This is a genomic window from Mycobacterium sp. P4_H6, from assembly GCF_056400845.1.
In genome coordinates, this window is the sequence record NZ_JBFUKN010000089.1 from 1 (window position 1) to 25,618 (window position 25,618).

25 protein-coding genes and 2 pseudogenes are annotated in these 25,618 nt (G+C 65.9%); 19 read left to right on the plus strand and 8 right to left on the minus strand.

Annotated elements, in window-relative coordinates; genetic code table 11:
- Nucleotides 1-95 precede the first annotated feature (95 nt).
- Both AC1DTF_RS26515 and AC1DTF_RS26520 read right to left on the minus strand, forming a co-directional pair.
- Entirely contained in the window at nucleotides 96-1,340 is a 1,245-nt protein-coding gene (locus AC1DTF_RS26515; RefSeq protein ID WP_477476235.1) for an IS110 family RNA-guided transposase, read from the minus strand.
- Between the two features lie 316 nt (nucleotides 1,341-1,656).
- Nucleotides 1,657-2,967 (minus strand): HNH endonuclease signature motif containing protein, encoded by a 1,311-nt coding sequence (locus tag AC1DTF_RS26520; RefSeq protein ID WP_477476236.1) that lies wholly within the window; start codon nucleotides 2,965-2,967, stop codon nucleotides 1,657-1,659.
- Between the two features lie 218 nt (nucleotides 2,968-3,185).
- Between AC1DTF_RS26520 and AC1DTF_RS26525 the strand changes: the two are divergent.
- Nucleotides 3,186-3,361: pseudogene (locus tag AC1DTF_RS26525) on the plus strand (IS481 family transposase); the annotation flags it as partial.
- A 158-nt stretch (nucleotides 3,362-3,519) separates the two neighbouring features.
- Here AC1DTF_RS26525 and AC1DTF_RS26530 read toward each other — a convergent pair.
- Nucleotides 3,520-4,620, minus strand: coding sequence for a phosphodiester glycosidase family protein (locus AC1DTF_RS26530; RefSeq protein WP_477476251.1), 1,101 nt, complete (start codon nucleotides 4,618-4,620; stop codon nucleotides 3,520-3,522).
- Nucleotides 4,621-4,768: 148 nt separating this feature from the next.
- Between AC1DTF_RS26530 and AC1DTF_RS26535 the strand changes: the two genes are divergently transcribed.
- Nucleotides 4,769-5,050: a GlsB/YeaQ/YmgE family stress response membrane protein gene (locus AC1DTF_RS26535; protein ID WP_477476237.1), complete on the plus strand. Its 282-nt coding sequence runs from the start codon at nucleotides 4,769-4,771 to the stop codon at nucleotides 5,048-5,050.
- Nucleotides 5,051-5,054: 4 nt separating this feature from the next.
- Here the strand turns inward: AC1DTF_RS26535 and AC1DTF_RS26540 are convergent, their stop codons facing one another.
- Nucleotides 5,055-6,353: a PQQ-dependent sugar dehydrogenase gene (locus AC1DTF_RS26540; RefSeq protein ID WP_477476238.1), complete on the minus strand. Its 1,299-nt coding sequence runs from the start codon at nucleotides 6,351-6,353 to the stop codon at nucleotides 5,055-5,057.
- A complete protein-coding gene (locus tag AC1DTF_RS26545; protein ID WP_477476239.1) occupies nucleotides 6,334-7,095 on the minus strand; it encodes a pirin family protein in 762 nt (253 codons plus the stop codon). The genes AC1DTF_RS26540 and AC1DTF_RS26545 overlap by 20 nt, the downstream gene beginning before the upstream one ends.
- Before the next feature lie 70 nt (nucleotides 7,096-7,165).
- Here AC1DTF_RS26545 and AC1DTF_RS26550 point away from each other — a divergent pair, with 70 nt between their 5' ends.
- The gene (locus tag AC1DTF_RS26550; RefSeq protein WP_477476240.1) at nucleotides 7,166-7,615 is read left to right on the plus strand and encodes a MarR family winged helix-turn-helix transcriptional regulator; all 450 of its coding nucleotides are present in this window, start codon (nucleotides 7,166-7,168) and stop codon (nucleotides 7,613-7,615) included.
- Nucleotides 7,616-7,618: 3 nt separating this feature from the next.
- Here AC1DTF_RS26550 and AC1DTF_RS26555 read toward each other — a convergent pair whose 3' ends face one another.
- Nucleotides 7,619-8,272 (minus strand): TetR/AcrR family transcriptional regulator, encoded by a 654-nt coding sequence (locus AC1DTF_RS26555; protein ID WP_477476241.1) that lies wholly within the window; start codon nucleotides 8,270-8,272, stop codon nucleotides 7,619-7,621.
- Nucleotides 8,273-8,473: 201 nt separating this feature from the next.
- Between AC1DTF_RS26555 and AC1DTF_RS26560 the strand changes: the two genes are divergently transcribed.
- From AC1DTF_RS26560 to AC1DTF_RS26600, 9 genes are all read left to right on the plus strand, one after another.
- Entirely contained in the window at nucleotides 8,474-8,896 is a 423-nt protein-coding gene (locus AC1DTF_RS26560; protein ID WP_477476242.1) for an MmpS family transport accessory protein, read from the plus strand.
- Nucleotides 8,893-11,778, plus strand: a complete 2,886-nt coding sequence (locus AC1DTF_RS26565) for an MMPL/RND family transporter (RefSeq protein ID WP_477476243.1) — start codon at nucleotides 8,893-8,895, stop codon at nucleotides 11,776-11,778. The genes AC1DTF_RS26560 and AC1DTF_RS26565 overlap by 4 nt, the downstream gene beginning before the upstream one ends.
- Nucleotides 11,775-12,128 (plus strand): DUF732 domain-containing protein, encoded by a 354-nt coding sequence (locus AC1DTF_RS26570; protein WP_156409363.1) that lies wholly within the window; start codon nucleotides 11,775-11,777, stop codon nucleotides 12,126-12,128. Before AC1DTF_RS26565 ends, AC1DTF_RS26570 begins: the two co-directional genes overlap by 4 nt.
- A gap of 23 nt (nucleotides 12,129-12,151) precedes the next feature.
- A complete protein-coding gene (locus AC1DTF_RS26575; RefSeq protein WP_057169968.1) occupies nucleotides 12,152-12,601 on the plus strand; it encodes a DUF5078 domain-containing protein in 450 nt (149 codons plus the stop codon).
- Between the two features lie 46 nt (nucleotides 12,602-12,647).
- Complete coding sequence (locus AC1DTF_RS26580; protein WP_057169967.1) at nucleotides 12,648-12,890, plus strand: hypothetical protein; 243 nt, start codon at nucleotides 12,648-12,650, stop codon at nucleotides 12,888-12,890.
- Nucleotides 12,891-12,985: 95 nt separating this feature from the next.
- Nucleotides 12,986-13,201 (plus strand): hypothetical protein, encoded by a 216-nt coding sequence (locus AC1DTF_RS26585; RefSeq protein ID WP_235571481.1) that lies wholly within the window; start codon nucleotides 12,986-12,988, stop codon nucleotides 13,199-13,201.
- An 81-nt stretch (nucleotides 13,202-13,282) separates the two neighbouring features.
- Nucleotides 13,283-14,059, plus strand: coding sequence for an SDR family NAD(P)-dependent oxidoreductase (locus AC1DTF_RS26590; protein WP_057169965.1), 777 nt, complete (start codon nucleotides 13,283-13,285; stop codon nucleotides 14,057-14,059).
- 282 nt (nucleotides 14,060-14,341) lie between these two features.
- Entirely contained in the window at nucleotides 14,342-17,092 is a 2,751-nt protein-coding gene (locus AC1DTF_RS26595; RefSeq protein WP_477476244.1) for a hypothetical protein, read from the plus strand.
- Between the two features lie 180 nt (nucleotides 17,093-17,272).
- Entirely contained in the window at nucleotides 17,273-18,130 is an 858-nt protein-coding gene (locus AC1DTF_RS26600; RefSeq protein ID WP_477476245.1) for a formate/nitrite transporter family protein, read from the plus strand.
- A gap of 42 nt (nucleotides 18,131-18,172) precedes the next feature.
- Here the strand turns inward: AC1DTF_RS26600 and AC1DTF_RS26605 are convergent, their stop codons facing one another.
- Complete coding sequence (locus AC1DTF_RS26605; protein WP_057169962.1) at nucleotides 18,173-19,297, minus strand: NDMA-dependent alcohol dehydrogenase; 1,125 nt, start codon at nucleotides 19,295-19,297, stop codon at nucleotides 18,173-18,175.
- Nucleotides 19,298-19,459: 162 nt separating this feature from the next.
- Here AC1DTF_RS26605 and AC1DTF_RS26610 point away from each other — a divergent pair, with 162 nt between their 5' ends.
- Nucleotides 19,460-19,969, plus strand: coding sequence for a VOC family protein (locus tag AC1DTF_RS26610; protein WP_477476246.1), 510 nt, complete (start codon nucleotides 19,460-19,462; stop codon nucleotides 19,967-19,969).
- Here the strand turns inward: AC1DTF_RS26610 and AC1DTF_RS26615 are convergent.
- Nucleotides 19,952-20,944, minus strand: a complete 993-nt coding sequence (locus tag AC1DTF_RS26615) for a sigma-70 family RNA polymerase sigma factor (RefSeq protein ID WP_442928759.1) — start codon at nucleotides 20,942-20,944, stop codon at nucleotides 19,952-19,954. The genes AC1DTF_RS26610 and AC1DTF_RS26615 overlap by 18 nt on opposite strands.
- 66 nt (nucleotides 20,945-21,010) lie before the next feature.
- Between AC1DTF_RS26615 and AC1DTF_RS26620 the strand changes: the two genes are divergently transcribed.
- From AC1DTF_RS26620 to AC1DTF_RS26645, 6 genes and pseudogenes are all read left to right on the plus strand, one after another.
- Complete coding sequence (locus AC1DTF_RS26620; RefSeq protein WP_477476247.1) at nucleotides 21,011-21,886, plus strand: lysophospholipase; 876 nt, start codon at nucleotides 21,011-21,013, stop codon at nucleotides 21,884-21,886.
- Nucleotides 21,883-22,929 carry a hypothetical protein gene (locus AC1DTF_RS26625; protein WP_477476248.1) on the plus strand — a complete coding sequence of 349 codons (1,047 nt, stop codon included), beginning with the start codon at nucleotides 21,883-21,885 and terminating at the stop codon, nucleotides 22,927-22,929. The genes AC1DTF_RS26620 and AC1DTF_RS26625 overlap by 4 nt, the downstream gene beginning before the upstream one ends.
- 85 nt (nucleotides 22,930-23,014) lie before the next feature.
- Nucleotides 23,015-23,764, plus strand: coding sequence for a DUF2786 domain-containing protein (locus AC1DTF_RS26630; protein ID WP_057169957.1), 750 nt, complete (start codon nucleotides 23,015-23,017; stop codon nucleotides 23,762-23,764).
- On the plus strand, nucleotides 23,764-24,243 hold the full coding sequence (locus tag AC1DTF_RS26635) for a TIGR04338 family metallohydrolase (RefSeq protein ID WP_477476249.1): 480 nt from the start codon (nucleotides 23,764-23,766) through the stop codon (nucleotides 24,241-24,243). Before AC1DTF_RS26630 ends, AC1DTF_RS26635 begins: the two co-directional genes overlap by 1 nt.
- The gene (locus tag AC1DTF_RS26640) at nucleotides 24,240-24,887 is read left to right on the plus strand and encodes an O-methyltransferase (protein WP_477476250.1); all 648 of its coding nucleotides are present in this window, start codon (nucleotides 24,240-24,242) and stop codon (nucleotides 24,885-24,887) included. Before AC1DTF_RS26635 ends, AC1DTF_RS26640 begins: the two co-directional genes overlap by 4 nt.
- A gap of 360 nt (nucleotides 24,888-25,247) precedes the next feature.
- Nucleotides 25,248-25,618, plus strand: a pseudogene (locus AC1DTF_RS26645) (HNH endonuclease); the annotation flags it as partial.

Here is a 25,618-nt window from a genome sequence, read left to right on the forward strand (position 1 = left end):
CTGTGTAGTTCTTACGAAATCATTGGTGACCACACTTGGTGACCACGCTGGGGAGCGGTCGTCGGGTCTGGATGGCTTACGGCATTGGTGTTGAGTTAGGCGGTGTCGCTGAGTGTTTCGAGGGTGACGTGGTAGCCGAGGGCTTCGAGCTGTCGGATGGCGTGGTTCTTGGTGGGGCCAGGTCGTCGGGTTGTGTAGTAGTCCGCGCCGGGATCGCGGTAGAAGTCGCCGTTGGTGAGCATGCCGTGGGCGGCGACCAGCATGGCTCGTTGGACCGCGACTACGGCTTTCATCGGTCCTCGCCGGGCGCTGATCCGCCGGAACTTGGCTCCGTAGTAGGTGGTTTTCGATCGTGACGCTGATAGTGCTGCGACGCCGAGGGCCCCTTTGAGGTGACGGTTGCCCTCCCGGCATCTGGTGGACTTGACCTTGCCCGCCGATTCGTGGCTGCCCGGTGAGACTCCTGCCCAGGACGCCAGGTGACCGGCCGTGGGAAACACGCTCATGTCGCCGCCGGTTTCGGCGAGAAAGATTTCAGCCACCGTCATCGACCAGCCCGGGATACTGCACAGCAGGTCCCGGGCCGCCAGTAAAGACGGCGACAGCTCAGCGGTGATCTTGGCTTCCAGATCAGTCAAGGCGGTGGTGTACGCGTCGAACAGGGTCAGGTGGGTCTGGATCAGGTATCCGTGATGGGCGGTGAAACGACCTGTCAACGCCTCGGTGAGAGCCGGGATCTTCGAGCGGAGCCTGTTGAGCGCGAGGTCGGCCATCGCGGCGGGATCGTCTTTGCCGGCGATTAGTGCCTCCAGCATCGCCCGTGGAGACTGTCCCATGATGTCGGTGGCGACCGAGGACAGCTTGATCCCGGCGTCCTCGAGGATCTTTTCGATCCGTTGCACTTCACGGCCGCGGTCTCGTTTCAGCATGGTCCGCGTTCGCGTGAGATCACGTAGACGACGGATCGGTGCCGGTGGGACCAGCGAGGCCCGCAACAGTCCGTGCGCGCCAAGGTCGGCCAGCCATGCAGCATCGGACACGTCAGTCTTGCGGCCGGGGCGATTGCGCGCGTCGCGTGCATTGACCAGCATCACATTCACCGCGTCTTCGAGCAGGTAGTAGAACGGCTTCCAGTAATCACCGGTGGACTCCATCACCACGCAGGTGACCTTCTGCTCGATCAGATGATCACGCAACGCCAGGATCTGGCTGGTCATCGATCCCCAGGTCGTCACCGTCGCGGTTGTCGCTCGTCGTCCCGAACCCTGCACCCTTACACAGACTTTCGCGTCTCTCTTCGAGATGTCGGCTCCTGCGCATCTCGCGTGTATCACTTCCACCGTGCTCACCTCCGTCACATCGACAGTGTTGTCGGCGTGCGTGCCACGGGGAGGCGAGTAAGTAACAGGAGTTTCTTACACGTGCTCGAAGCAACAATCCACGGTTCCCGCTCGGGACGAGAAGCCGTCCTACCTCCACCACCACGTTGTCAAACAAGCTCGCAGCATCACAAATACATCGGGGTCGACCGTGACATGCACTCCTATATCTTGCTCTCGCAACACCGCTGGGACGAGACTTCAGCACAGGATTTCTCCGACCATGGAGGACGGCGAAGCCGCCCTGAGCCGTTGTCAAGGTGCGCAAAGGGTTTGGTCAGGCGGCGGTGGGTAGGTCGGTCATGGTGCGTCGGGCGTGGGAGCGCAGGTGTGCCGGCTCGGGTTCGCCAGGGTTGTGGGGTGGGATGAACCAGGGGTGGCGGTCGGGGCCGAGGTAGACCTGCCAGCCGCCGTGGTGGATCGCGGTGTGGTGCAGTCGGCAGAGCAGCACGCCGTTGTCGATGCTGGTGGTGCCCCCGCTGCTCCACGGGGTGATGTGGTGGGCGTCGCACCAGGACACCGGGCACCCGCATCCCGGATACGCACACCCACCGTCACGCACTGCCAACCCTTTCCGGATCACGGGCGTGAACAGTCGCTCGCTGCGCCCCACATCCAGGGGCGCCCCGGCGCCATCAACAGTCACCGAGGTGATGGTGCTGTCGCACGTGATGAGCTCGGCGGTGCTGGCGCTGACCGGCCCGGTGAAACCGAGGGTGTCCACGAACCCTGGTGCCTGTGGGCGGATCAGGGTGACGTGCGGCAGCACGCCACCCGACATCGGGCGCCGCGAGTTGGACAGGTAGGTCCGCATCACCAGACCGAAGGCGTCCGCGCGACGCTTACCGACCGGGCGTGGGTCCGGCGATCCGTCCGGCAGCGGTATGGGCCGGCACAACGGGTCCAGTGCGGTGAGCAGTTCCTCACCGGTGAACGCGTCAAGGTTCAGGGTGGCAGCGACGCGTCCTTCGTCGTTGACCACCACTGTCATCTCGTTGAGGTCAGCGTTCTCGGCCACCGGGACCGCCCCGTCTTCTGGTGGTTGTGTCTGGGCTTTGTCGATAGCGATCTCGCGGGCCTTCTCGTCCACCTGCGACGGCGTGGTCTGGATCATCAGCTTGGTCACGACCTTCGCCCGATCTTCCTCGGACAAGGCGACTCTGGCGCTGATGTGGGTGACGCCGCGGCCGACGGCGTCGGCGAATTCGATGCCGACCCCACCCAGGCGCTGGGCCGCGGTCAGAGCCGGCAGCGTGTGCGCTGCCCGCCCCACCCGTGCCGCCCGGTGCGCCGCGCCGGGGGCCACACCACAGCTGGTGAGCAGATCGGCTCCCGAACGTAGGTGCTTGCGCGCCGGGATCCCCGCCCGCTCAGTGGCCGCGACCGCTTGGGCGATCACATGATCCAACAGATTGCGCGTCACCACCGCAGCGGCCAGCACCGTCAGCAAGGGCTGCTCATCGACAATCCGGCGCGGACAGTCCAGCAGATGAAACAACCTGCGTTCAGCGTCGCGCTCCGGAACAGGCGAYGCGGCCAGGTCATTGATGAGCGCATCGATGAACGTGTCGAAATGGGTGGCGTCCATGCCAGATACCCAACCTCTCACAGGAAGGTGAACAACCAGGGCGGAAACACAAGCTCGAATAGGCGAATCGGCTCGGACCATCCCGCACGGGACAATCGAACCCTTCGGCGACGTCGTCGCCGGCAACATCCCGGGTGCAATCCGGGGAACCAGTTATTCGAATGTATGTTCGATGGTACGCGGAGTGCATGCGCCGCGCAAGTGTTATCTACCAGGCGCGCAGCGCGGTCTCGACCTTCTGCACCGAACAGGGCATCTCTCGGAAGTCGTTCTACGCGTCACGCAAACGGGTCGGGGCCGACGGGCGGGCTGCAGTGCTCGAACCCCGAACCCGTCGACCGAAGTACAGCCGTCGAAGCTGAGCGATGAGCTGAAAGCGCAGGCAGTGGCGGTGCTGATACACCGAATGTCACCGGTGTCTTGACGCAGAACCGTCACCGATGTCTCGATACATCACAATGCGCCGCGCGAGGTTCCTGTCACTGAAGCCGCAGCCGCCGAAATATGCTCAGAAGAACCATCATTCGTGTCGGTCAGACGCGTTCCCGCACGCTAGTTGAAGGCGAGCCAGCTGGGCAGCGCGCGTTCGCGGGAGTCGCATAGCACCTCGAAGGTGTCACACGACCCCTTGGGGACACCTGCGCCCGCCCACATCCCGCCGGTGTCGCGGCGCAGCACGATCGACGAGGACCCGCCGCCGTCGAGCAACAGTGCGGTGTCACTTCCCAAGCCGCGGAACAGGTCCTGTATCTGGTCGGGTGTGTAGCTGCCGCCCTGAAAGACGTACATCTCGTCGCGATCCCGGGCGTAGGCGAGCGCGGTACGTGCCGCCGACGGACCGGGATCGTTCATCTGTCCGGTGGCCCCCGGGGAGAGCAGTCCGAGACCGCTGACCGCGACGAACCGGGTGCCCTTGTTGATCAGATCGGCGATCACCGGCCCTGCCGCATCGAAGTCGTCGCCAGAGCGCGGGGTCACCACGAACGGCGCCCCCGCCACCGGCAGGATCATTGTGGTCAAGGGCGTCCAGACCTCGTCGCCGCCGGACAGGCCCTGCTTGCCGGCGTAGGCGACGGTCCCGGTGAGCGGCACGTTCACCCGCCCGAGCCCGCGGGTGTTGTCGACGTAGGCGCCCAGCGGTGAACTGCAACCGGTGGTCTTCCAGGATCCGCGCTGCTGCCCGCGGATGTCGAAGAAGTTGGCGTTGATGGCAATCGTGGGCTGCCCCAACGCCTGCCACGCGGCAATCGGGGTGTAGATCTCCGAGGCCTGCACCAGCCCGTCCCCGGTGCGGGCGCCCGGGGTGCGCTCACACCGGGACTGGTAGCCGTTGTGGGTGTCCACCAGGAGCCGTGGTGCCAGCCGCTGGGAAGCGGACTTGATGATCATCAGGTGGCCACCACTGCCGCCCTCATACCAGTTGCCCGCGGYGTTGAGCATCGGCGTGGGATTAGCGCCGCCGAAGTTGTACACCAGATAGGAGCCGCGGGTGTTGGCGATGGCGCCTGCCAGCAACGCCCGGCCGTCGGCAGCGCTCGCGAGCGGCGCACCCGTGGTCGTCGCCAGCGCCGCGGTGACCGCGAGCGTGGCGATACCGGCGGCGACACGCCGGATACGGGTGGCAGCGATCGGCACGGCGATCCCTTCGGGCAGATGCGGACAGACGACTCAGATTAATCACACCAGCAACTCTGTCAACTTGCGTCACAACTGCGTCACGGTTGGGCATCGGGTTATGCGCTTGGCGGCCAGCGGAACTGGGTATCCAGGCGAAACCACTGGCCTAGTTGAGGAGCACGCCATGATCGGAACCATCATCAGCGCCTTGTTCGTCGGTCTGATCGTCGGCGTGTTGGCGCGGCTGATCCTGCCCGGCAAACAAAGCATCGGCATCGTGATGACCGTCCTGCTGGGCGCGCTCGGATCGGTGGCGGGAAGCTGGGCGACCTATCAACTGGGGTACGCCAACTCCAACGGGGGCTGGGCCATGATCCCGTTCCTGGCCGGTGTCGGAGTGGCCGTCATCCTGGTCGCGCTCTACGTCGCGCTCACCGGCGCCCGCAAAGGCACGCCCGTCCGCTGAACCGCTATCCCGGCGGCGCGAGCCGGTACACCGCATCGGCGTAATCGTCGGTGATGTACACCGCGCCGTCGGGACCGGTCACGGCGGCTACCGGTCTGCCCCAACGGGTTCCGTCGGGCGCCTGAAAGCCACCGACGAGGGTCTGCTGATCGCCGAGCACCCCGTCGCGCCACGAGAAGAACGACACCTCGGGTTCCTGCGGGTTCTGCCGGTTCCAGGACCCGTGCACACCCATCAGTGCGCCACTGGCATACGGTGCCGGAAGCTGTCCGTCCGTGAAGCTCATCCCCAATGGCGCCGAATGCGCGCCGAGGCTCTGCTCCACCCGGGGTAGCGCCGCGCAGTCCATCGCCTGCCCGTCCGGGTTGGTCTGAACATCACGGATGAGTGCGAGATCGGCCGGGCCACCGTCGGGATTGCAGTAGGGCCAGCCGAGTTCACGGCCGGGGGTCAACCGGGCGACCGATTCCGGCGGATGGTCGTCGACGTAGGCGGGATCCACGGTGCCGGTGCCCGGGTCCGCGACATTGTCCCGATTGTTCACCGCCGTCCACACCGCTCCGTCCGGTGCGATGGCCAGGCCGGTGCCGTTGCGGACCCCGGTCGCGAAAGGCTCCATCTCGCCGCCGCCGGGCGGGACGCGCATGATGGTGGCCCGCGGTGGCGTAGCCGTCCGGTCCTCGACCGAGACGTTGCCGGTGGATCCGATGGAGAAGTACACCGCCCCGTCGGGACCGACGGCAACACTCTTGAGTGCGTGGGAGTACGCGCCGCGCAGATCGGGGCTGCGGGCGTCGGGAAGGCCGTCGGCAACGGTGCGGCGGTCGGTGGCGGCGCCGTCGCGGTAGGTATAGGCGTCGACGCGGTCGCTCTCCGCGACGTAGAGCGTGTCCCCGGCGAAGGTGAGCCCGTGCGGCTGGTTGAGACCCTCCAGCAGTACCTCGGTCTCGCCCGCGCGCATCGAAAGAACCTGTCCCGCACGGGGAATCGATACCAGCATCGCGCCGTCGGGTGCCCAGGCCGCCAGCCGTGGCTTAGGTGTCCTGGCCCATACCGCCAACGACCACCCCGCCGGGACCAGGGCCCGGCGGGGCTCGTCGAACGGGGCGTCATCCATACCGTCGGGCACGGTGACCGCCACTTCGCTCAGGGCCGCGGTCCCCGGCGCGTCGGGGCTGCTGCGTGGTGGGCTCGTCGGGCTGCCGGCGGGCGGCCCGGCCGGCGTGCCGGTCGAACAGGCGACCAGCATGGCCGCGCCGGCCAGGGCGCCGACGATTCTGCGGCTATCGGCCAAGGCCGGCATGCATCTCCCACAGCAGGATCTCGGCCGGCTCGGTCGCGGTGACCCGCTGCCCACCGGTCGCGGTGAGTCGGGCCGCATCACCTTCGAGCAGTTCGCCGGCGCCTTCCAGGCTCACCGCGCCGCGCGGTACGAACAGATGCAGGTAGGGCGCCTGCGGCAGCTGCACCGATTCGCCGGCCTGCAGCCGGGCACCGTGCAGGGCGGCGTACTTGTTGCCGATGGTGATGGCGGCCTGGTCGCGGTGCTCGGGCATTCCGGAGGCGATGGTGACCAGCCGGCCGCGCAGCAGTTCGTCGTCGATCTCGAGCTGCTGGTAACCGGGGTCGCGGCCGGACTCATCCGGGACCACCCACATCTGCACGAAATGAACCGGCTCGCTGTGGCTCTCACGGCCCGTCAGGGTCCATGAGTCGTTCTTCTCCGAGTGCAGGATGCCGCGGCCTGCCGACATGCGTTGGGCCAGCCCCGGATAGATGACGCCGTTGTTGCCGGTGGAGTCCTGGTGGACCAGCGAGCCCTGCATGACCCAGGTCACGATCTCCATATCGCGGTGCGGGTGGGTATCGAACCCGGTGCCGGGTGCCACCCGGTCGTCATTGTTGACCAGCAGCAGACCGTGGTGGGTGTTGTCCGGCTCGTAGTTGCTGCCGAACGAGAACGAGTGCTTGGAATCGAGCCAGGAAATCCTGGTCGCCGCGCGATCCGCCGCGGGCCGGATGTCCACGGATGCGGTTCGGGTCATCGATGCTCCTCTGAGATCAGTGCCCAGCCTAGGCGCGGGGCGATGGACAGCACAACTTAAATGATGTGTCATGTATTCCATGTGGCTGAACGCGCGGGAGCAGACGCTGTGGCGGGGGTATCTGACGATGACGGGTCGGCTGGAGGCCGCGATGAACCGGCAGCTGCAGCAGGAGTGCGGATTGTCGCTGGCCGATTACGACGTGCTCGTCGCACTCGACGAGTCGCCCGGATGCCGGATGAACGATCTGGGGCAGCACCTTGGCTGGGAGCAGAGCCGGGTGTCACATCAACTGCGGCGAATGCGGGATCGCGGCCTGGTGGATCGCCACAACGCCGACGATGACCGTCGCGCGGTGATCGTCGAGCTGACGGCGCAGGGCCGCGACGCGTTGACTACCGCCGCGCCCGCGCACGCCGAGTTGGTGCGCACGGTGGTCTTCGAGGGGATGACGGCCGCCCAACTTCGTGCCGTCGATCAATGGGTGACCGGCGTGCTGGCCCGGCTCGGATCACCTTGAGGATCAGCCCGCCGGGTCCCAGCCACGCATCGCTGCCTGCATCCGGTCGTCGTCGAGCGCATCTACCCCGAGCGGCTTCTGATCCGGGCGGTGCCGCATGCCCTCCAGCAGGAGCGCGACGTAGCGGCGCCACAGTTCGGGGTCGACGTGACCGGCCCATTCGCTGACGGTGCCGGCCAGCAGGCCGATGATCGGAGTATCGGTGTGCTCGATATCGGGGCGCAGGTGGCCGTCGTGCCGCGCTCGCTCGACCAGTTTGGTCACCAGTGGAACCAGATCTTCCCGGGCGCATTCGACGCGGTCCCCACCGTAGGCCTTGCTGTAGACCATCTCGCGTAGTCCGCGGTCGGTGGCGGTCAGCTCGCATTGACGCTCCATGAACCACACGAAACCGTCCCACGAATTCTCGTGTTGCAGGGCGGTTTCCGCCAGGCATACGACTTCGGCGATACCTTCTTCGAAGATCGCCTCGACGAGCTCTTCCTTGGTCGCGAAGCGCCGGTACACGGTCCCGACGCCGACGCCGGCGTGATGGGCGACATCGTTGAGGGTGGCCTCCATGCCCTTGATGGCAAACAGTTCGCGCGCCGCGGTGAGCACGCGCTGCCTGTTGCGCTCGGCGTCCTTGCGCAGGCCACGGCATGGTTTGTCAATCACGAAGCCCAGTTTAGTGATGTCCCTTACCAAAACGCTAGAACCGGATTGACTCTATCCACTTTGTGGGTTTAGATTCCAAGATCAGATCGCATGCCGACGGGGGCTCGCGGCGTCTCTCACCGAAAGGCACGACATGCCTGTAGTTTTCGTGCGCCCTTTTACGGCCGCGAAACCTCTGTCCCACAAGAATGGTCGTGTGCGATGACCCTCATCAAACGGGTCTGGCTGCCCTTCCTGGTGGTGTTCGCCATCGCGATCGGCCTGGTCGCCGTGTCGAATCTGCGCTCGGTGTTCGGATCGGACGGTGCCATCGTCACCCCGATCGACGCCGACACCGCCGAGAACTTCAATCCCAAGATCGTCAAGTACGAGATCTTCGGGACGGGGTCCTACGCCTCCATCAACTATGCCGACCTGGACGGCAAGCCGCAGCGCACGGGCGAGGTCACTCTGCCCTGGACGCTGACCCTGGAGACGACGCTGCCGTCGGTCATGCCGAACATCATGGCCCAGGGCGACGGTTCATCCATTACCTGCCGCGTCACCGTTGATGACGAGGTAAAAGACGAAAGGACGGCCGACGGTATGAACGCCGCCACCTACTGCCTGGTGAAGGCCGCATGACGATCTATACCGACGATGCGCCGACCGATGCCATGCCACCGGCGCGGCACGCGGCCCGTCCGAAGTTGCCCCGCTTCATCAGGGCCTTCGCGGTGCCGATCGTGCTGGCCTGGGTCGTCATCGTGGCCCTGCTCAACACGGTCGTGCCCCAGCTCGAAGAGGTCGGCAAGCTGCGCGCCGTCTCGATGAGCCCCAACGATGCACCCGCGTTGATCGCGACCAAGCACGTCGGGCAGAAGTTCGAGGAATACGACACCTCCAGCTCGGTGATGATCGTGCTCGAGGGCGACGAGCCGCTGGGTCCGGACGCGCATGCGTTCTACGACGAGGTGGTCCGAAAGCTCAACGCGGACACCACCCATGTGCAGCACGTGCAGGATTTCTGGGGCGACACGCTGACTGCTGCCGGTGTGCAGAGCATCGACGGCAAGGCCGCCTATGTGCAGGTCTACATCGCCGGTGACCAGGGCGAAGCGCTGGCCAACGAGTCGGTGCAGGCCGTACGCGACACCGTCGAAGGCACCCAGGCGCCGCCGGGCGTGAAGGCGTACGTCACCGGGCCCGCGGCGCTGACCACCGACCAGAACATCGTCGGTGACGCGAGCATGAAAACCATCGAGGGCGTGACGATCATCATCATCATCGTGATGCTGCTGATCATCTACCGATCATTCGTCACGATGCTCGTCACGATGTCGATGGTGTTCGTCGGACTGTTGTCGGCCCGCGGCATCGTGTCCTTCCTCGGCTACTACCAGGTGTTCGGATTGACCACCTTCGCCACCAGCATGGTGGTGACGCTGGCGATCGCGGCCGCCACGGACTACGCGATCTTCCTGATCGGGCGCTATCAGGAGGCCCGGCGATCGGGCATGGACAAGGAATCGGCCTACTACGACATGTTCCACGGCACCGCGCACGTGGTGCTCGCCTCGGGCCTGACGATTGCCGGCGCCACCGCCTGCCTGCACTTCACCCGACTGCCGTACTTCCAGAGCATGGGCTTCCCACTGGCGATCGGCATGACGATCGTGGTGGCCGCCGCGCTCACGCTCGGGCCTGCACTGATCTCGATTGTGACCCGGTTCGGAAAAGTGCTGGAGCCCAAGGGTAATGGCCGTGCCCGCGGTTGGCGCCGGCTCGGCGCCGCGACGGTCCGCTGGCCCGGAGCCATCCTGGTGATGGCGATCGTGCTGTGCATGGTGGGTCTGCTGGCCCTGCCCGGCTACCACACCATCTACAACGACCGCATCTATCTGCCCAGCGACGTGCCCGCCAACGTGGGCTACGCCGCATCGGACCGGCACTTCTCCGATGCCAAGATGAATCCCGACCTGGTAATGGTCGAATCCGATCACGACATGCGTAATCCCGCGGACTTCCTGGTGATCGAGAAGATCGCCAAGGCGCTGGTGCGGGTGCACGGCATCGCGTCGGTCACCACGATCACCCGCCCGGACGGTAAACCGATCAAGCATGCCTCGCTGGCGTACACGGTGAGCCAGAGCGGCAACGGCCAGATCATGAACAACGATTTCCAGCAGACCGTGCTGGACAACACGTTGCAGCAGGCCAACGAGATGCAGGTGACCATCGACTCGATGGAGACGATGCAGCGCATCACGCTGGAACTGGCCGATGTCACCCGACGGATGTCGGACAAGATGAACGACACCTCGGCCAACCTCAACGAGGTGCGGGACCATCTGGCCGATTTCGACGATCAGTTCCGTCCGCTGCGCAACTACTTCTATTGGGAGCCACACTGCTTCAACATCCCGCTGTGCTGGTCGATGCGGTCGGTGTTCGACAGCCTCGACGGCATCAGCACGATGTCGGACGATTTCACCGAACTGGTCCCCGACATCGAACGGATGGCCGAGCTGACACCGCAGATGGCGGCCGTGATGCCGGCGATGATCCAGACGATGAAGAATCAGAAGCAGATCATGCTGAACCAGTACCAGGCTCAGAAGATGCAGCAGGATCAGAACATCGCCATGCAAGAGGACAGCACCGCGATGGGTGAGGCGTACGACACCGCCCGCAATGACGACACCTTCTACCTGCCGCCGGAAGCCTTTGAGACCGCCGACTTCCAGCGCGGTATGAAGCTGATGATGTCACCGGACGGAAAAGCGGTGCGGTTCACCGTGTTCCATCAAGGTGATCCACTGACCGAGGACGGCACCGAGCGCATCGATCCGCTGCGCATCGCGGCGGCCGACGCCATCAAGGGCACCCCGTTGGAGGGTTCCACGGTGTTCGTCGGCGGAAGCGCAGCGATGTACAAGGACATGCAGCAGGGCGCCGACTACGACCTGCTGATCGCCGCCGTCGCATCACTGATCCTGATCTTCCTCATCATGGTGATCCTGACCCGGGCCGTCGCCGCGGCCGCGGTCATCGTCGGCACGGTGGTGCTGAGTCTGGGGACGTCGTTCGGCCTGTCGGTGCTGTTGTGGCAGCACATCGTCGGTATCCCGTTGGGCTGGATGGTGCTGCCGATGACGGTCATCGTCCTGCTCGCGGTGGGAGCCGATTACAACCTGTTGCTGGTGTCGCGGATGAAGGAGGAGATAGGAGCCGGCATCAACACCGGGATCATCCGCTCCATGGCCGGTACCGGATCCGTGGTCACCGCAGCGGGATTCGTGTTCGCCTTCACCATGATCGGCATGCTCGTCAGCGACATGATCGTGATCGGGCAGGTGGGTTCCACCATCGGTCTGGGCCTGCTGTTCGACACCCTGGTGGTGCGGTCGCTGATGACGCCGTCGATCGCCGCGCTGATGGGCAGGTGGTTCTGGTGGCCACTGCACGTGCGTCCTCGGCCGAAACCACAGGCCTGGCCCAAGGTCACCCAGGAGGTGAACGCATGAAGCGTCGGATGATGGCCGGTCTGGTCACGGCGTTGGTCACGCTGCCGATCACCCTGGCGCCCACGGCGTCAGCGGATCGGGACACCGACTTCGCCACGGAACTACACGGTTTCGGGATCTACGGCCAGCGCGACTACAACGCGTGGCTGGCGAAGATCACCTGCAAACGCCTCACCACCGGGGTGGATGCCGACGCGGGCGAGTCGGCGGTCTTCCTGTCCGGCAATCTGGCGCGGACGTCGAGCACCGAACAGGTCTGGCAGTTCCTGGGAAGCGGACTGCGGCTGTACTGCCCCGAACATCTCGGGAAACTCACTGCGATGTCGAACGATCATCCGGAGGTGCCATGACCCTGCACAGCATTCGATGGACGATGCGGGCGCTGTTGCTCATCGTCACGGCATCGGTCGCGGCGGCGCTGCTCGCGTCGCCGCAGGCTTTCGCCGATGCCACCGATGAGTATCCGATCCCCAGCAAGCAGATCGAAACACAGTGCGACGCCGAGCAGTACCTGGCGGCGGCCCGTGACACCAGCCCCGTCTACTTCGAGCGGTACATGCTGGACAAGAGCAACCGACCACTCGATGTGCAGCAGATGGCAGAAGACCGCATCCACTGGTTCTACTCACTGGATGCCGCCGGGCGGCGCCAGTACTCCGAGGACACTGCCACCAACATCTACTACGAGCAGGTGGCCACCCGCTGGGGCAACTGGGCGAAGGTCTTCTTCAACAACAAGGGCGTCGTGGCCAAGGCGGCCGCGGTCTGCATGAACTATCCGCGCGGTGACCTCTCGGTATGGGACTGGCCGGTCGCCCGCTGAACGAGTTGGCGCGACCGGGGTAGACGGCTGCGCTTAGATTCGAGGCATGGGCCAGCCGTACCCGGACTATCACGACGACGATGACTACATCGACGACGACGAGATCATCGAGCCCCCGAGTAAGCGCGGTGCCGTGGGCATCTTCCTGCTCGGGTGGCTCTTCCTGCCGGTCGCAGGCATTCTGCTCAGCGAGCTGCAGAGCCCGTGGTTCGAGGTCGGCGCCGTCGTCACGCTGGCGTTCGTCGCCGCCTTCGTCGTGGCGGTGGTGCGCGTGGTGAAGAACTTCTAGCTGCCTGCCCGCGCTCCGTCCGGCAGGCATCGGCCGGAGTAACCTCGAGGCAGGGTTGGGACCCAAGGGGGCACAAGATGAATGTGAAGAGGATCTTGGCGGCAACCGCTATCGCTGGTTCGCTGGGTGCGGGCGCGGCCGGTTTCGGAACGGGCTCCGCGTACGCCGACGACCACTGGGTGCCGTGGGTGCCGAACGTGGACCAGATCGTCCCGAATGGGCCCGCGCCCGGTCAGGTCAAGAAATGGTGCCCGTGGCAGTCCGCTCCCGGGCATTGGGTCGGCGGCCCGCACGGGATTCCCTGCACCTGAGTTGCCGCCCTTTCCAGGGTGAGTTCGCGCATGCTCCAGACCACCCTCAACCCACCGGTCGGGAGGGCTTAGTCTGTCGACGTGGATATCAATGGAGCTAGCGCAATCGTCACCGGTGGCGCGTCCGGCATCGGCGCGGCCTCGGCCCGCCAGCTGGCCGCCAAGGGCGCCAGGGTCGTCGTCGCCGACCTCAACGCCGAACGCGGGCAGGAACTCGCGCATGAGATCGGCGGCGTATTCGTCACCGTCGACGTCACCAACACCGACCAGATCCTGGACGCGGTGAACACCGCCGTCGACCTCGGCCCGCTGCGCGCCCTGGTCAACTCGGCCGGCATCGGCTGGGCCCAGCGGACCATCGGCAAGGACGGCCAGTTCGACTCGGCCCACAATCTGGACGCCTACAAGAAGGTGCTCGCCATCAACCTGGTGGGCACCTTCGACGCGATCCGCCTCGCCGCCACCGCGATGAGCCGCAACGAGTTCACCGATACCGGCGAGCGTGGCGCCATCGTCAACCTGACCAGTGTCGCCGCATTCGACGGCCAGATCGGTCAGGCGGCCTACTCGTCGTCCAAGGGCGGCGTCGTCGGCCTCACCCTGCCGGTTGCGCGTGATCTCTCCGCGTCGGGCATCCGCGTCAACACCGTGGCTCCCGGCCTCATCGACACCCCGATCTACGGGGAAGGTGAAGCCTCGGAGGCCTTCAAGGCCAAGCTTGGCGAATCGGTGCTGTTCCCGCACCGACTCGGCAAGCCCGAGGAGCTGGCCTCGATGGTGCTCGAACTGCTCACCAACTCGTACATGAACGCCGAGGTCGTCCGCGTCGACGGCGGTATCCGGATGCCCCCGAAGTAACTTCTACACCTGCGAACAGCCCCCTCGCCCACCCGGGCGAGGGGGCTGTTTGTTGTGTCCGGAACCTGCGAGCGTCACGAAACTGCCGGAATGCGCATTATGTTGCGAGATAATTTGCCGCATTTGCAAATTTTGCAGCTGTCGGCTCCTGGGCAAAGTGTCGCGGGAAGCCGAAGCGCAAAAACGAGCAAATTCCGAAAGATCTTGCCAGATCGAGTTGAAATGGGCCTTAGTGTCGACAAGTCGCGCGTACAGTCACCGCTACTGTCAACTCTTCGCACAATGAGGTCGGGGATCATCGTGGTCAACAAGCATCGTAAAAGTAATAGCTACAAGGTCCGCACAGCATTGCTGGGGTTGACCACGACCACCGCGATGGCGGCCACCATCGCGGTCTCGGCTCCGGTGCCGACGCCCCCGGCGCTACTGGCCCACGAACAGCACAGTGTGAGCCTGACCGCGGCCAGCACCCCGTACCAGCAGGCACAGAACGTCATCAACACGCTGCTGCCGGCGCTGGTCAACACCTTCGGCGCTCAACCCAGGGTCACCCTCGACACGCTGCTGGCCCAGGTGCCGGACGGGCTGTTGACCGACCTGCTCAACGCCAACGGCAGCACCATCAACGTGGCGACGCTGCTGGCCACGCTCGGGTTGAACGACGCGGGCTCGGATCTCAACACCGCGGTCACTGCGGCCATCAGTTCGGCGCTGGCCGACTTCCTTGCGTCGGCCACGACCGGCCAGGGCGCGGAGGATCTGCGGGCCCAGTTGACCGCGGCGATCGCCACGGCAGTGGATGCGCAGCTCCGGGCAGTCAGTGTCTCGGTCAAGCCCGTCAGCTTTCTGCCCGCCGTCACGATCAGACTGACGGACGTCCTTGGCTCCGCCGGCGTCACCAATCTGGCGAACTCGGTGGCCGGCGGCGTTGCCGGCAGCATCGTGGGCAACCTGACCGAGATCCTGCCCACCGCCGACGAACTGACTGCCGAGATCACCGCAGCGCTCCCGGACCTGCTGACGACCCTCTTCAACAATGCCGACCTGGCCGATGCCGAGGGCAACTTCCAGCTGGGCAACCTGCTCGAATTGGTCGGACTCAACCTGGCCAGTCTGGCGGACAGCGGCGCGCTCAGCATCACCTCGGCCGGTCCGCTGTTCACCCTCGCTCGGCTGCTGGGCGGGGTGGACCTCGGCTGGACACCCGGCACGCAGAGCGCCATCGCCGATTCCGTCAACGGCACCGGCTATCTGGATCTCGGCACGTCGACGCTGAAGACGAACCTCGCTGCGGCCCTGGCCGATGCACTGGCGGACGGGTCGCTGGCCGCGGACCTGGGCACCGTGCTGACGCCGGCGTTGAACAACATCGTCAACCAGATCGTGGACAACGCGACCGACACCCTGGAAGCCGACTTGCGGAGCAGCATCCAGGGCGCGCTCAGTGGACTGAACTTCAGGGTGTTGGGGGTGAACGTCCCGGCAGGAAACCTGCTCTTCGGTGCGTTGAGTCCGCTCATCGGCGATCTCGCAGACAATCTGAACGGCCAGCTGTCGGGCAACGTCGAGGGGCTGGTGGAAGGGCTCGTGGAAACGGGCACCGGCAGCATCGGTGGCGCGCTCACCGAGGCGGTCAACGGCGCCATCGATGCCATTCCCGATCAGGAGATCGCCTCGGTCCGGATTCCGATCGTCATCGGTAGCGGATTGGGAGCGTTCTCGGCCGGTGCCGCCTACCGGGATGTGCTGGCGCAGCTGTCATCTCAGCCCGGTGGTCTGGACTACGCCGGCGAGAATCCGCTGCTCGGCAGCTTGACGATCCTGCCGGCCATCCTTCTCAACAACGCGGGGCGCGCCAACGGCGGCATCATGGCCAGGTTCGCGGACCTGTTCGCGATGCTGGGAATCGATGCCGTGACACCGGATGTCGCGATCAGCAGCAGTGGTGGCACACCGATCGGTGACACCGGCCTGGCCTTGGGCGGCGCGAATCTGGTGCCGGTGAAGATCGACGCCACCGTCGAGTACCAGCTGATGTCGGACTTCGCGGCCTGGGCCAACCCCGTCACGTTGTTGAACAACGTCGTCGCGGGTCTGCTCCCGACCTACATGCTGCGTGGCGTGGACGTCACGGGCGCGGCCGGGCAGTTGACGTCGGAACTGGAGGAACTGGTCGGCAGCCTGGCCGACCAGAATGCGGCCGACACCAATATCTACCTGACGGTGCGGGCCAACAGTCTTCCGATGCTGGAGCCGCTCTACCTGATCGGTGACGTCATGCGGCTGGCGGGCCTGGCGCCGGTGGCCAACCTGGTGAACGGATTGGCCAACGCCCTGTCACCGGCGTTGCGGAGTCTGACGAACCTGGGCTACTCGGACGCGTTCTGGAATCCCGAGACCGGGGCCTACGAGCGCACGCTCGATTCCGCCGCGACCCGGGTGCAGTTCGGCACGCTGCCGAACGTCAACTGGGGTGAGGTACTGCCCAATGTGCTCAGGCAACTCGGCACCGGATTCCGGACCGCGATGACGACGAACAACAACACCGGCCCGAATGCTCTTTCTTCGGTGGGCGATCTGCTCAACGGCAATATCGGTGACGTGCTGTCCGGGTTGACCGGTGCTGCCGGCGATGCGCTGGCCGATGTCCAGATCACCGCGGCCGACGGCACCGAGGCGGGAACTGCCGAGAGGTCAGCGGCGAATCGCTCGGTGGCCGCGGATCCGGTGCCCGCGGCCACCCCGCCGGCCACTCCACCGCCGGCTCCGCCGGCCGAGGAGCCAGTCGAGCAGCCTGCGGAGCCGGTTGCCGAGGAACAGGTCGAGGTGGTCGAGCCCGAGGTCAAGCGGTTGCCCAAGACGCCGAAGCGGGTCAGGGAGGCGGCGAAGACCGCCGCCGAACTCGCTGCGGCCAAGGCGCCCGTCGCCGACAACGGCCCCAAGAAGCCCGACAACGACCAGGGCGACAGCGGCGCGGAGTCCAAGTCCGAATCGAGCGGCAGCGACAGCGCGGGAGGTGAGAACGCCGCCTGAGTGTCCGAAAAATAGAACCGCCCAACTCCGAAAGGGGTTGGGCGGTTCGCTGTCGGCGACCGCACAACCCGGCCTCCGGCAAAGTGAGAAACCGGCAACATGCGCGCATAAGTGCTGTCGCAGAGCGGAAATACGCAACGGGAAACCTACCGGCAGTATCCATAACCGGAAGGTTCAGCCATGTCCTATGTGAGTCCGGCAGAGTTTGTCGGAAAGATGATCGACGCCGGCGAATCCAAAGCGATGATGTCGACCCGGGACACGCTCATCCGCGCCTTCATGGCCGGGGCCATCCTCGCCATCGCCGCTGCGTTCGCCGTGACCGTCACCGTGCAGACCGGCAACGCACTGGCCGGTGCAGTGCTCTTCCCGGTCGGGTTCTGCCTGCTTTACCTGCTGGGCTTCGACCTGCTCACCGGCGTGTTCACCCTGGTGCCGCTCGCGCTGCTCGACAAACGTCGCGGCGTCACGGTCCGGTCGGTCCTGCGCAACTGGGGCTGGGTGTTCCTGGGCAACTTCGCAGGTGCGCTCACCGTGGCGCTGATGATGGCGGTGGTCTTCACCTACGGGTTCAGCGTCGATCCCAACGAGGTCGGACAGCGGATCGGCGAGATCGGCCACAGCCGCACCGTCGGCTATGCCGAACACGGCGCGGCCGGAATGCTGACGCTGTTCATCCGCGGTGTGCTGTGTAACTGGATGGTGTCGACCGGAGTGGTGGCGGCGATGATGTCGACCAGTGTGTCGGGCAAGGTGATCGGGATGTGGATGCCGGTGATGCTCTTCTTCTACATGGGTTTTGAGCACTCCATCGTCAACATGTTCCTGTTCCCTTCCGGGCTCATGCTCGGCGGTGACTTCTCGATCAGCGACTACCTGGTGTGGAACGAAATCCCGACAGTGGCAGGCAATCTCGTCGGCGGATTGACCTTCGTCGGGCTCACACTGTTCGCCACGCACGCGCGCACCGGCCAGCCACGGCTCGTCGATCTGCCCCCGGCGCCGTTGACGGGCCGGAGAGAGGGTCTCAACGCGTGACCACCATCCCCGCCCACCGCTGGTGACTCCAGGTCGGGTCGGTTACCAGTCGGCCTCGTCGAAGCGCACGACACCACGGATGTTGTTGCCGTCCAGCATGTCCTGGTAGCCCTGGTTGATGTCTTCCAGGCGGTAGGTGCGGGTGATCATGTCGTCGATGTTCAGCAGCCCGGACTTGTAGAGCGCGGTCAGCCGCGGCGTCTCCACGTGGGAGCTACCGCCACCGAAGATGTTGCCCTTCAACGTCTTCTGCAACATGGTGAACAGGAACAGGTTCAGCTTGACGTCGGCGTCCATCATCGAGCCCATCCCGGTCACCACACAGGTGCCGGTCTTGGCGGTGAGGATCAGCGCCTCCTCGACGTACTCGCCCTTCATGTCGCCGACGGCGATGATGACCTTGTCCGCCATCAGTCCGTGGGTGACGTCGATGACCGGGACGATGGCCTCGGCCATCGACGGATACACGTGCGTGGCACCGAACTTGATGGCCTGCTCGCGCTTCCATTCGTTCGGGTCGATCGCGATGACCTGCTTGGCCCCCGAGATCACCGCACCCTGCAGCGCGCTCATGCCGATACCGCCGACACCGACGATGATCACGGTCTCCCCGGGCTTGACCTCGGCGACGTTGGTGGCCGAACCGAAGCCGGTGGGCACCGCGCAGCCCATGATGGCCGCGGTCTCGAACGGGATGTCATCGTCGATCTTGACGACCGAATCCTTGTGCACCGTCATGTACGGAGCGAAGGTGCCCAGCAGGTTCATCGGCGACACCTCATGCGAACCGGCATGAATGCGGCTGGTGCCGTCGGCGATGGCCTTGCCGCCGAGCAGCACGGCGCCGCGGTCACACAGCGAGCGGAACCCCTTCAGACACGGCGGGCAGGTACCGCAGGCCGGGATGAACGCCAGGATGACGTGATCACCCTCGGCGATGCCGGTGACGTTCTTACCGACCTTCGTCACCACCCCGGCACCCTCGTGCCCGCCGAGGGCGGGCAGTCCGATCGGGGTCGCACCGGTGGTGATGTGGTAGTCGGAGTGGCACATGCCGGCGGCATGCATCTGAATCTGCACCTCGTCGGCCACCGGGTCGCCCAGGTCGATCTCGTCGACCTTGAACGGCGAATTGAGCTCCCACAGCAGGGCACCTTTGGTCTTCATGGAAGCCGATAATAGAACACGTTTCAGATAGAGCAATAGCGTGGCCGTGAACAGCAGGTATACCGGCTTTCTTTCGTCGTTGACGACATCAGCGATGAATCCACCTCATCCCGGCGGTCTATCCATCAGCACGACCAGAATCGATCAGAGAGGTGCCCTGACATGTCTGCCAAGACCCAGATCAACGCACGCATCGTGCCCAACCTGTGGTTCGACCGGGAAGCCCTCGAGGCCGCCGAGCACTACATCGCCGCCTTCGGCGGAAACGGCAGGATCATCGGGACGACGCCCGCCCACCCGGGCGCACCGTCACCGCAGGATGTGCCGATGGTGGTCGAGTTCGAAATCGACGGCCAACCCTTCGTCGGCATCAACGGCGGCCCGCAGTTCACGTTCAGCGAGGCCGTCTCGCTGGAAGTGCGGGTGGACGGCCAGGAGCAACTCGACCGCATCTGGGCCGCCCTGGTCGAGGGTGGCCAGGAGCAGCCCTGCGGGTGGCTGAAGGACAAGTACGGGTTGTCCTGGCAGGTCACCCCGACCGCGTACTACGACCTGATGGCGCGCGGTGATGGCGCAGCCAAGGAGCGGCTGATGAACGCGGTGATGGCCACCTTCGGCAAGTTCGATGTGGCCGCACTCGAGGCGGCGCACCGGTCAGAGGACGGGCGGTAACCCGAACTTCTCGAACAGCCGGGTGTCCAGGAACGCGACCACGTGTGTGATCCCGGCGCCGGTCACGTCCAGGACGTGCAGTTGGAACGCTTCGTGCACATCGGTTTCCGGGTTGCGCAGGTACATTCCGGCGGCGGTCTGGCCGTTGGCGGTGGTGGACACCAGCCGCATATCGCCCGCCCGTTCGGCCGGACATTTGTCGCGAGACAGGGCGCCGATGGCCTTGGGGCCGACATACCAGCCGTCGAACGGTGGCATCTCCCAGATGGCGTCGTCGGTGAACAGCTTCTCCAGCTTGTCGACGTCGTAGGCCTCGAAGGCCGAGATGTAGCGCTTCAACAACTCCTGAGCCTCCGGGGATTCCGGTGCGGCCAACGGCTGGTCCTCGCTGGGGCCGACGGCATCGAGCTGGGCTCGCGCCCGCTGCAACAGGCTGTTGACTGCGGCCGTCGATGAGCCGACCGCGTCGGCCACCTCGGCGGCACGCCACTGCAGCACATCGCGCAACACCAGCACCGCGCGCTGGCGCGGCGAGAGATGCTGCAGGGCCGCTACGAAGGCCAACCGCACCGATTCGCGGGTGCCCACTATTGCTTGCGGATCGGCTGGATCATCGGCGTCGGGAAGCGGCTCCAGCCACGGAACCTCGTGCCGCTCATGGATGTCCGCATGGGGATCGGAACTCTGTGTACCCAGGCCCGATGGCAGCGGACGGCGCTGCTTGCCTTCCAGGGCAGTCAACGAGGTGTTGGTGGCGATGCGGTACAGCCAGGTGCGCACCGAGGATTTGCCCTCGAACCGGTCGTAGGACTTCCAGGCGCGCAGGAATGTCTCCTGAACCAGATCCTCGGCGTCGTGCACCGATCCGGTCATCCGGTAGCAGTGCGCCAGAAGCTCGCGCCTATACCGCTGGGCGTCGGCAAGGAACGCATCTTTGGAGTCGAACCGGTCATCTACCGCTGTGAGGACGCTCACGATGGCGAGCTTACCGAGCCCCACCGACAAGCGGGATGCATCAGGCGTTGCAGATAGGCTCGTCGGGTGGCGACAACCCGCAGTGAGCGCAGTTTCGACGGTGTCGGCGGCGTGCCGATCTTCTACGACGTGTGGACTCCGGAGGGCAGGAGCGAAGCGACCGGGGAGTCAGCTTCGGCCACAGCACCGAACGGCGTCGTCGTCCTCTGTCATGGTTACGCCGAGCACGCCCGCCGCTACGACCACGTCGCGCAGCGATTCGGCGAGGCCGGATTGATCACCTATGCGCTGGACTTGCGCGGCCACGGCCGGTCCGGGGGCAAACGGGTCTATCTGAAGAACATCTCCGAGTACACCGAGGACTTCCACCACCTGGTCGGGCTCGCCACGGCCGCGCACCCCGAACTCAAGCGGGTGGTGCTCGGGCACAGCATGGGCGGGGGGGTCGTCTTCACCTATGGTGTCGAGCACCCCGACGATTACGCCGCGATGGTGCTGTCGGGTCCGGCGGTGTACGCGCAGGACGGGGTGTCCCCGGTGATGACCGTGGCCGCCAAGGTGTTGGGCGGCCTGGCACCCGGGCTGCCGGTGGAGGATCTACCCGCCGATGCCGTCTCGCGTGACCCCAAAGTGGTGGCGGCCTATGAAGCGGACCCGTTGGTGCATCACGGCAAGCTGCCGGCCGGTGTCGCCAAGGCGCTGATCGGTGTCGGCGAGACCATGCCGCAGCGGGCGGCCGCACTGACCGCGCCGCTGCTGGTGGTGCACGGCGGCCAGGACAAGCTGATTCCGGTGGCCGGCAGTGAGCGCCTGGTGGAATGCGTCGGTTCCACCGACGTCGCGCTCAAGGTCTACCCGGAGCTCTACCACGAGGTGTTCAACGAACCCGAGCGCGCCGTGGTRCTTGACGATGTCACTTCGTGGATCGAGACCAGACTGTGAAAAGAGCCGCCCGTCAACTGTTCACGGTGTTGCTGGCCACTCTGTTGGTCGCCGCCTGCTCCTCCGGGGAGCAGCAGGCCGGCGAACAGGGCTGGGTGGAGGACGAGGTGTCGTTCACCGATTCCTCCGGGTTGACGCTGTTCGGCACCTACCGGCACCACGGCGACGACGCCGGGCCGGCCGCGCTGCTGATTTCCGAGAGCGGCCAGACCGACCGCAACGGTGACAATGCGGTGGCCGGGCCGGTGGGCAACATGCGCCAGCTCGCCGAGTACCTGTCCGATAAGGGCATCGCCTCACTGCGTTACGACAAGGTCGCCACCGGCAAGACCGGCCTGGGGCCGTACGCGCAACGTCCGGCCGACGTGGGGAGCGCCGCCTATTCGGCAGGGGCGCGTGCCGCAGTGCGGTACCTGGCCGGCCGGCCCGGCACCGACGGGACGCGCATCTCGGTGTACGCGCTCGGCGAGGGCACCATCCACGCGATGACGCTGGCCGACGATATCGAGCCGGACGCGCCGAAGATCCACTCGCTCGGGCTGTTTCAGCCGCTGCCGGGCCGCTACCTGGACATCATCAGTGCTCGCGTGCGCGTCGACGTGGATGCGGCGATCGATGCCGGGGCCAAGACACCCGAGCAGGGCAAGACCGTGCTCGACGCCTGGGCCGCGGCGGTCGACGAAGCGCGCACCCGGGGGACGGCGCCGGCTCAGCTACCCGACGGACTCGGGGCAATTCTCAACGCGGGCAACGTCAAAGCCGTCGTGGAGGCCGATGCCATCGACCCGCAGGCGCTCGCGGCGAAGCTCCCGACCGGCACACCGGTCCTGCTGACCTGTTCGGACTCCGACGGCCAGGCCAACTGTGAATCGGTCCGCCCGCTGACGGCCGCGCTCAAGCACACCGCGCTGACCGTGGTGGACCTCAAGGGTGTCAATCACGTACTGCGCGACGACCCGTCCGACAACGTCGCCAACTACGCGAAACCCGGCCCGTTGTCCCCGCAGTTGATCACTGCCCTGGACAATTTCGTCACCAAGTAGGCCCAAGGCTGTGGATGAACTCGTATCTGTGGACAACCCTCGTGACAAGACCGGACATGTCGGAACGACTTCCTAGCGTGGACTCATGAGCAACGACAAGATGCTGGCCCGCATCGCGGCCCTGCTGCGCCAGGCCGAGGGCACCGACAATGTCCACGAGGCCGAGGCGTTCATGACCGCGGCACAACGGCTGGCCACCGCGACATCCATCGACCTGGCAGTGGCCCGCGCGCATTCGGCGCAACGCACCGCGGCGCAGGCACCGGTCCAGCGCACCATCACCATCGGTGAACCCGGGACCCGCGGCCTGCGCACCTACGTGCAACTCTTCGTGGTGATCGCGATGGCCAATGACGTGAAATGCGATGTGGCCTCCAATTCCACGTATGTGTACGCCTACGGCTTCGGTGAGGACATCGATGCCAGCCATGCGCTGTACGCCGGGCTGCTGGTGCAGATGGTGCGGGCCTCCGATACCTACATCGCCTCCGGCGCGCACCGCCCGACTCCGACGATCACCGCCCGCCTCAACTTTCACCTGGCCTTCGGTGCACGTGTCGGCCAGCGCCTGTCCGAGGCCCGCGACGAGGCCCGGCGCGCGGCCACCGAGGACACCACGCGGGCGCCGGGAACCGCGCTTGCGTTGCGTAACAAGGATCTGGAACTCACGTCGTTCTACCGCCAGTCGTCCGCGGCACGCGGTACCTGGCGCGCCACCAGCGCAACGGCCGGGTACTCCTCGGCAGCACGGCGCGCCGGGGACCGGGCCGGCCGGCGCGCCCGGCTGGGCCCGAGCCAGGAGATCTCCGGGGCGCGGGCACCGCTGGAGCGCTAGTGCGTGACAGTCAGCGCGCGAAGGTCTACGCCGCAGAGGAATTCGTGCGCACCCTGTTCGACCGCGCCGCCGAGCACGGGAACGGTTCGATCGATTTCTTCGGCGCCGCGCTGACGCTGCCGCCGGAGGCGCGTTTCGCCTCGGTCGAATCGGTGCGCCGCTACGTCGACGATGTGCTGGCGATGCCCGCCGTGCGTGGACGGTGGCCCGAGGCAGGACAGCTCGCGGTCCGGGCTCGCCGTGGGCAGACCGCGGCGCATTACGATTCCGGGACGATAGCGGTACCGGACCGGCACACCACCTGGGCGCTGCGGGAACTGGTGGTGCTGCACGAGATCGCTCACCACCTGGCCGGTGCGGGCGCCCCGCACGGCAGGGAGTTCGTCGGCACGATGACCGAACTGGCAGGCTGGGTGATGGGACCCGAGGTCCAGCACGTGCTACGCGTGATCTATTCGAAAGAGGGGGTGGCCGGATGACCGAGCCTGCCGCGGTGGACAAGTTGTTCGACGAGTTGCTGCACACCGAGGACGATGCGCTGCGTGCGGCGCGGGCCTCGACAGAGCCCGCCGGGATGCCCGCCATCGAGGTCTCCGCGCAGCACGGCCACCTGCTGACGCTGTACGCAAAGCTCACCGGCGCCCGTAGGGTGCTCGAAATCGGCACGCTCGCCGGGTATTCGACGATCTGTCTGGCCCGGGGCGTGGGCCCGCAGGGTCAGGTCGTCACGCTGGAGTACGAGCCCCGGCACGCCGAGGTGGCAGCGGCCAATCTGGCCAGGGCCGGGGTGGCCGACCGTGTCGAGGTGATCGTCGGCGCCGCGCTGGACACCCTGCCCACGCTGACCGGTCCGTTCGACCTGTTCTTCATCGACGCGGACAAGGAGAACAACCCGGCCTATGTGGAGGCGGCGATCGGGCTGGCCGCTCCGGGTGCGCTCATCGTGGTCGACAACATCGCCCGCGGAGGCCGGGTGCTCGAGCCGGCGCCCGAGGATGCGCAGGCCATTGCGGTCCGCGACACTCTGGCGATGATGGGGGACCATCCGCGCCTGGATGCGGCGGCCATCCAGACCGTCGGCGCCAAGGGCTGGGACGGGTTCGCGGTCGCCATCGTCACCTGAGTGACCCGGAATCGCTTGTTGGACCGGTGGTTTGACTGTCCTCCTATGACTTGCCTCCAGTTCGGGCTGTCAGACATGCGAACCGGTTTGGGTGTCGAGCACTGTGGGTGGATCGACGTCCTTTGCGCGCTTGTCACACGCGCGGAGGAACTTTCGGGCTCAGACGTGAACCCTTGCGCCCGGCCTTGACACGGCGTAGTATCGAACACAAGTTCGAATGCGACGTAGCTCCCAACGCGACTCGGTGAGCTGCAGACCGCGACTCCGGTCGCCGATTGGTTCGATGGTCCCGTGGGACCGGTCGGACCGTATTGACTGATCGTGCCCTTGGGGCACCTTCTGTGAAAGTCGGTATCCAGTATGGACGCCACCCATCTCGACACGTTTGTCGATGCGTTGATTGACGACCTTGCTGTTGCGCCTGTACCCGAGCGCGACGCTGAACGCAGGCTGTTTCACTTGCTGGACAGTCCCCGCCGGATCGTCGATGAACAGCCCCTGCTGGCGGTGCTGGCCGCCGCGGTCACCGCCCGCAATCTGCTGGATCATGTGATCGCCCAGGCGGTCGCGGCCGCGGAACGTCTTGGTATTCCGGCCCGCAAGCATCTGCGCTCGGGAGCCGATCTGCTCACCAGTTGCGGCGTCGCCCCCGGCGCGGCCTACCGGGCGGCGCGGGTGGGCCGCGCGGCGCACACGCTGCCGGCGTTGACCGCGGCCCAGCGCCTCGGTGG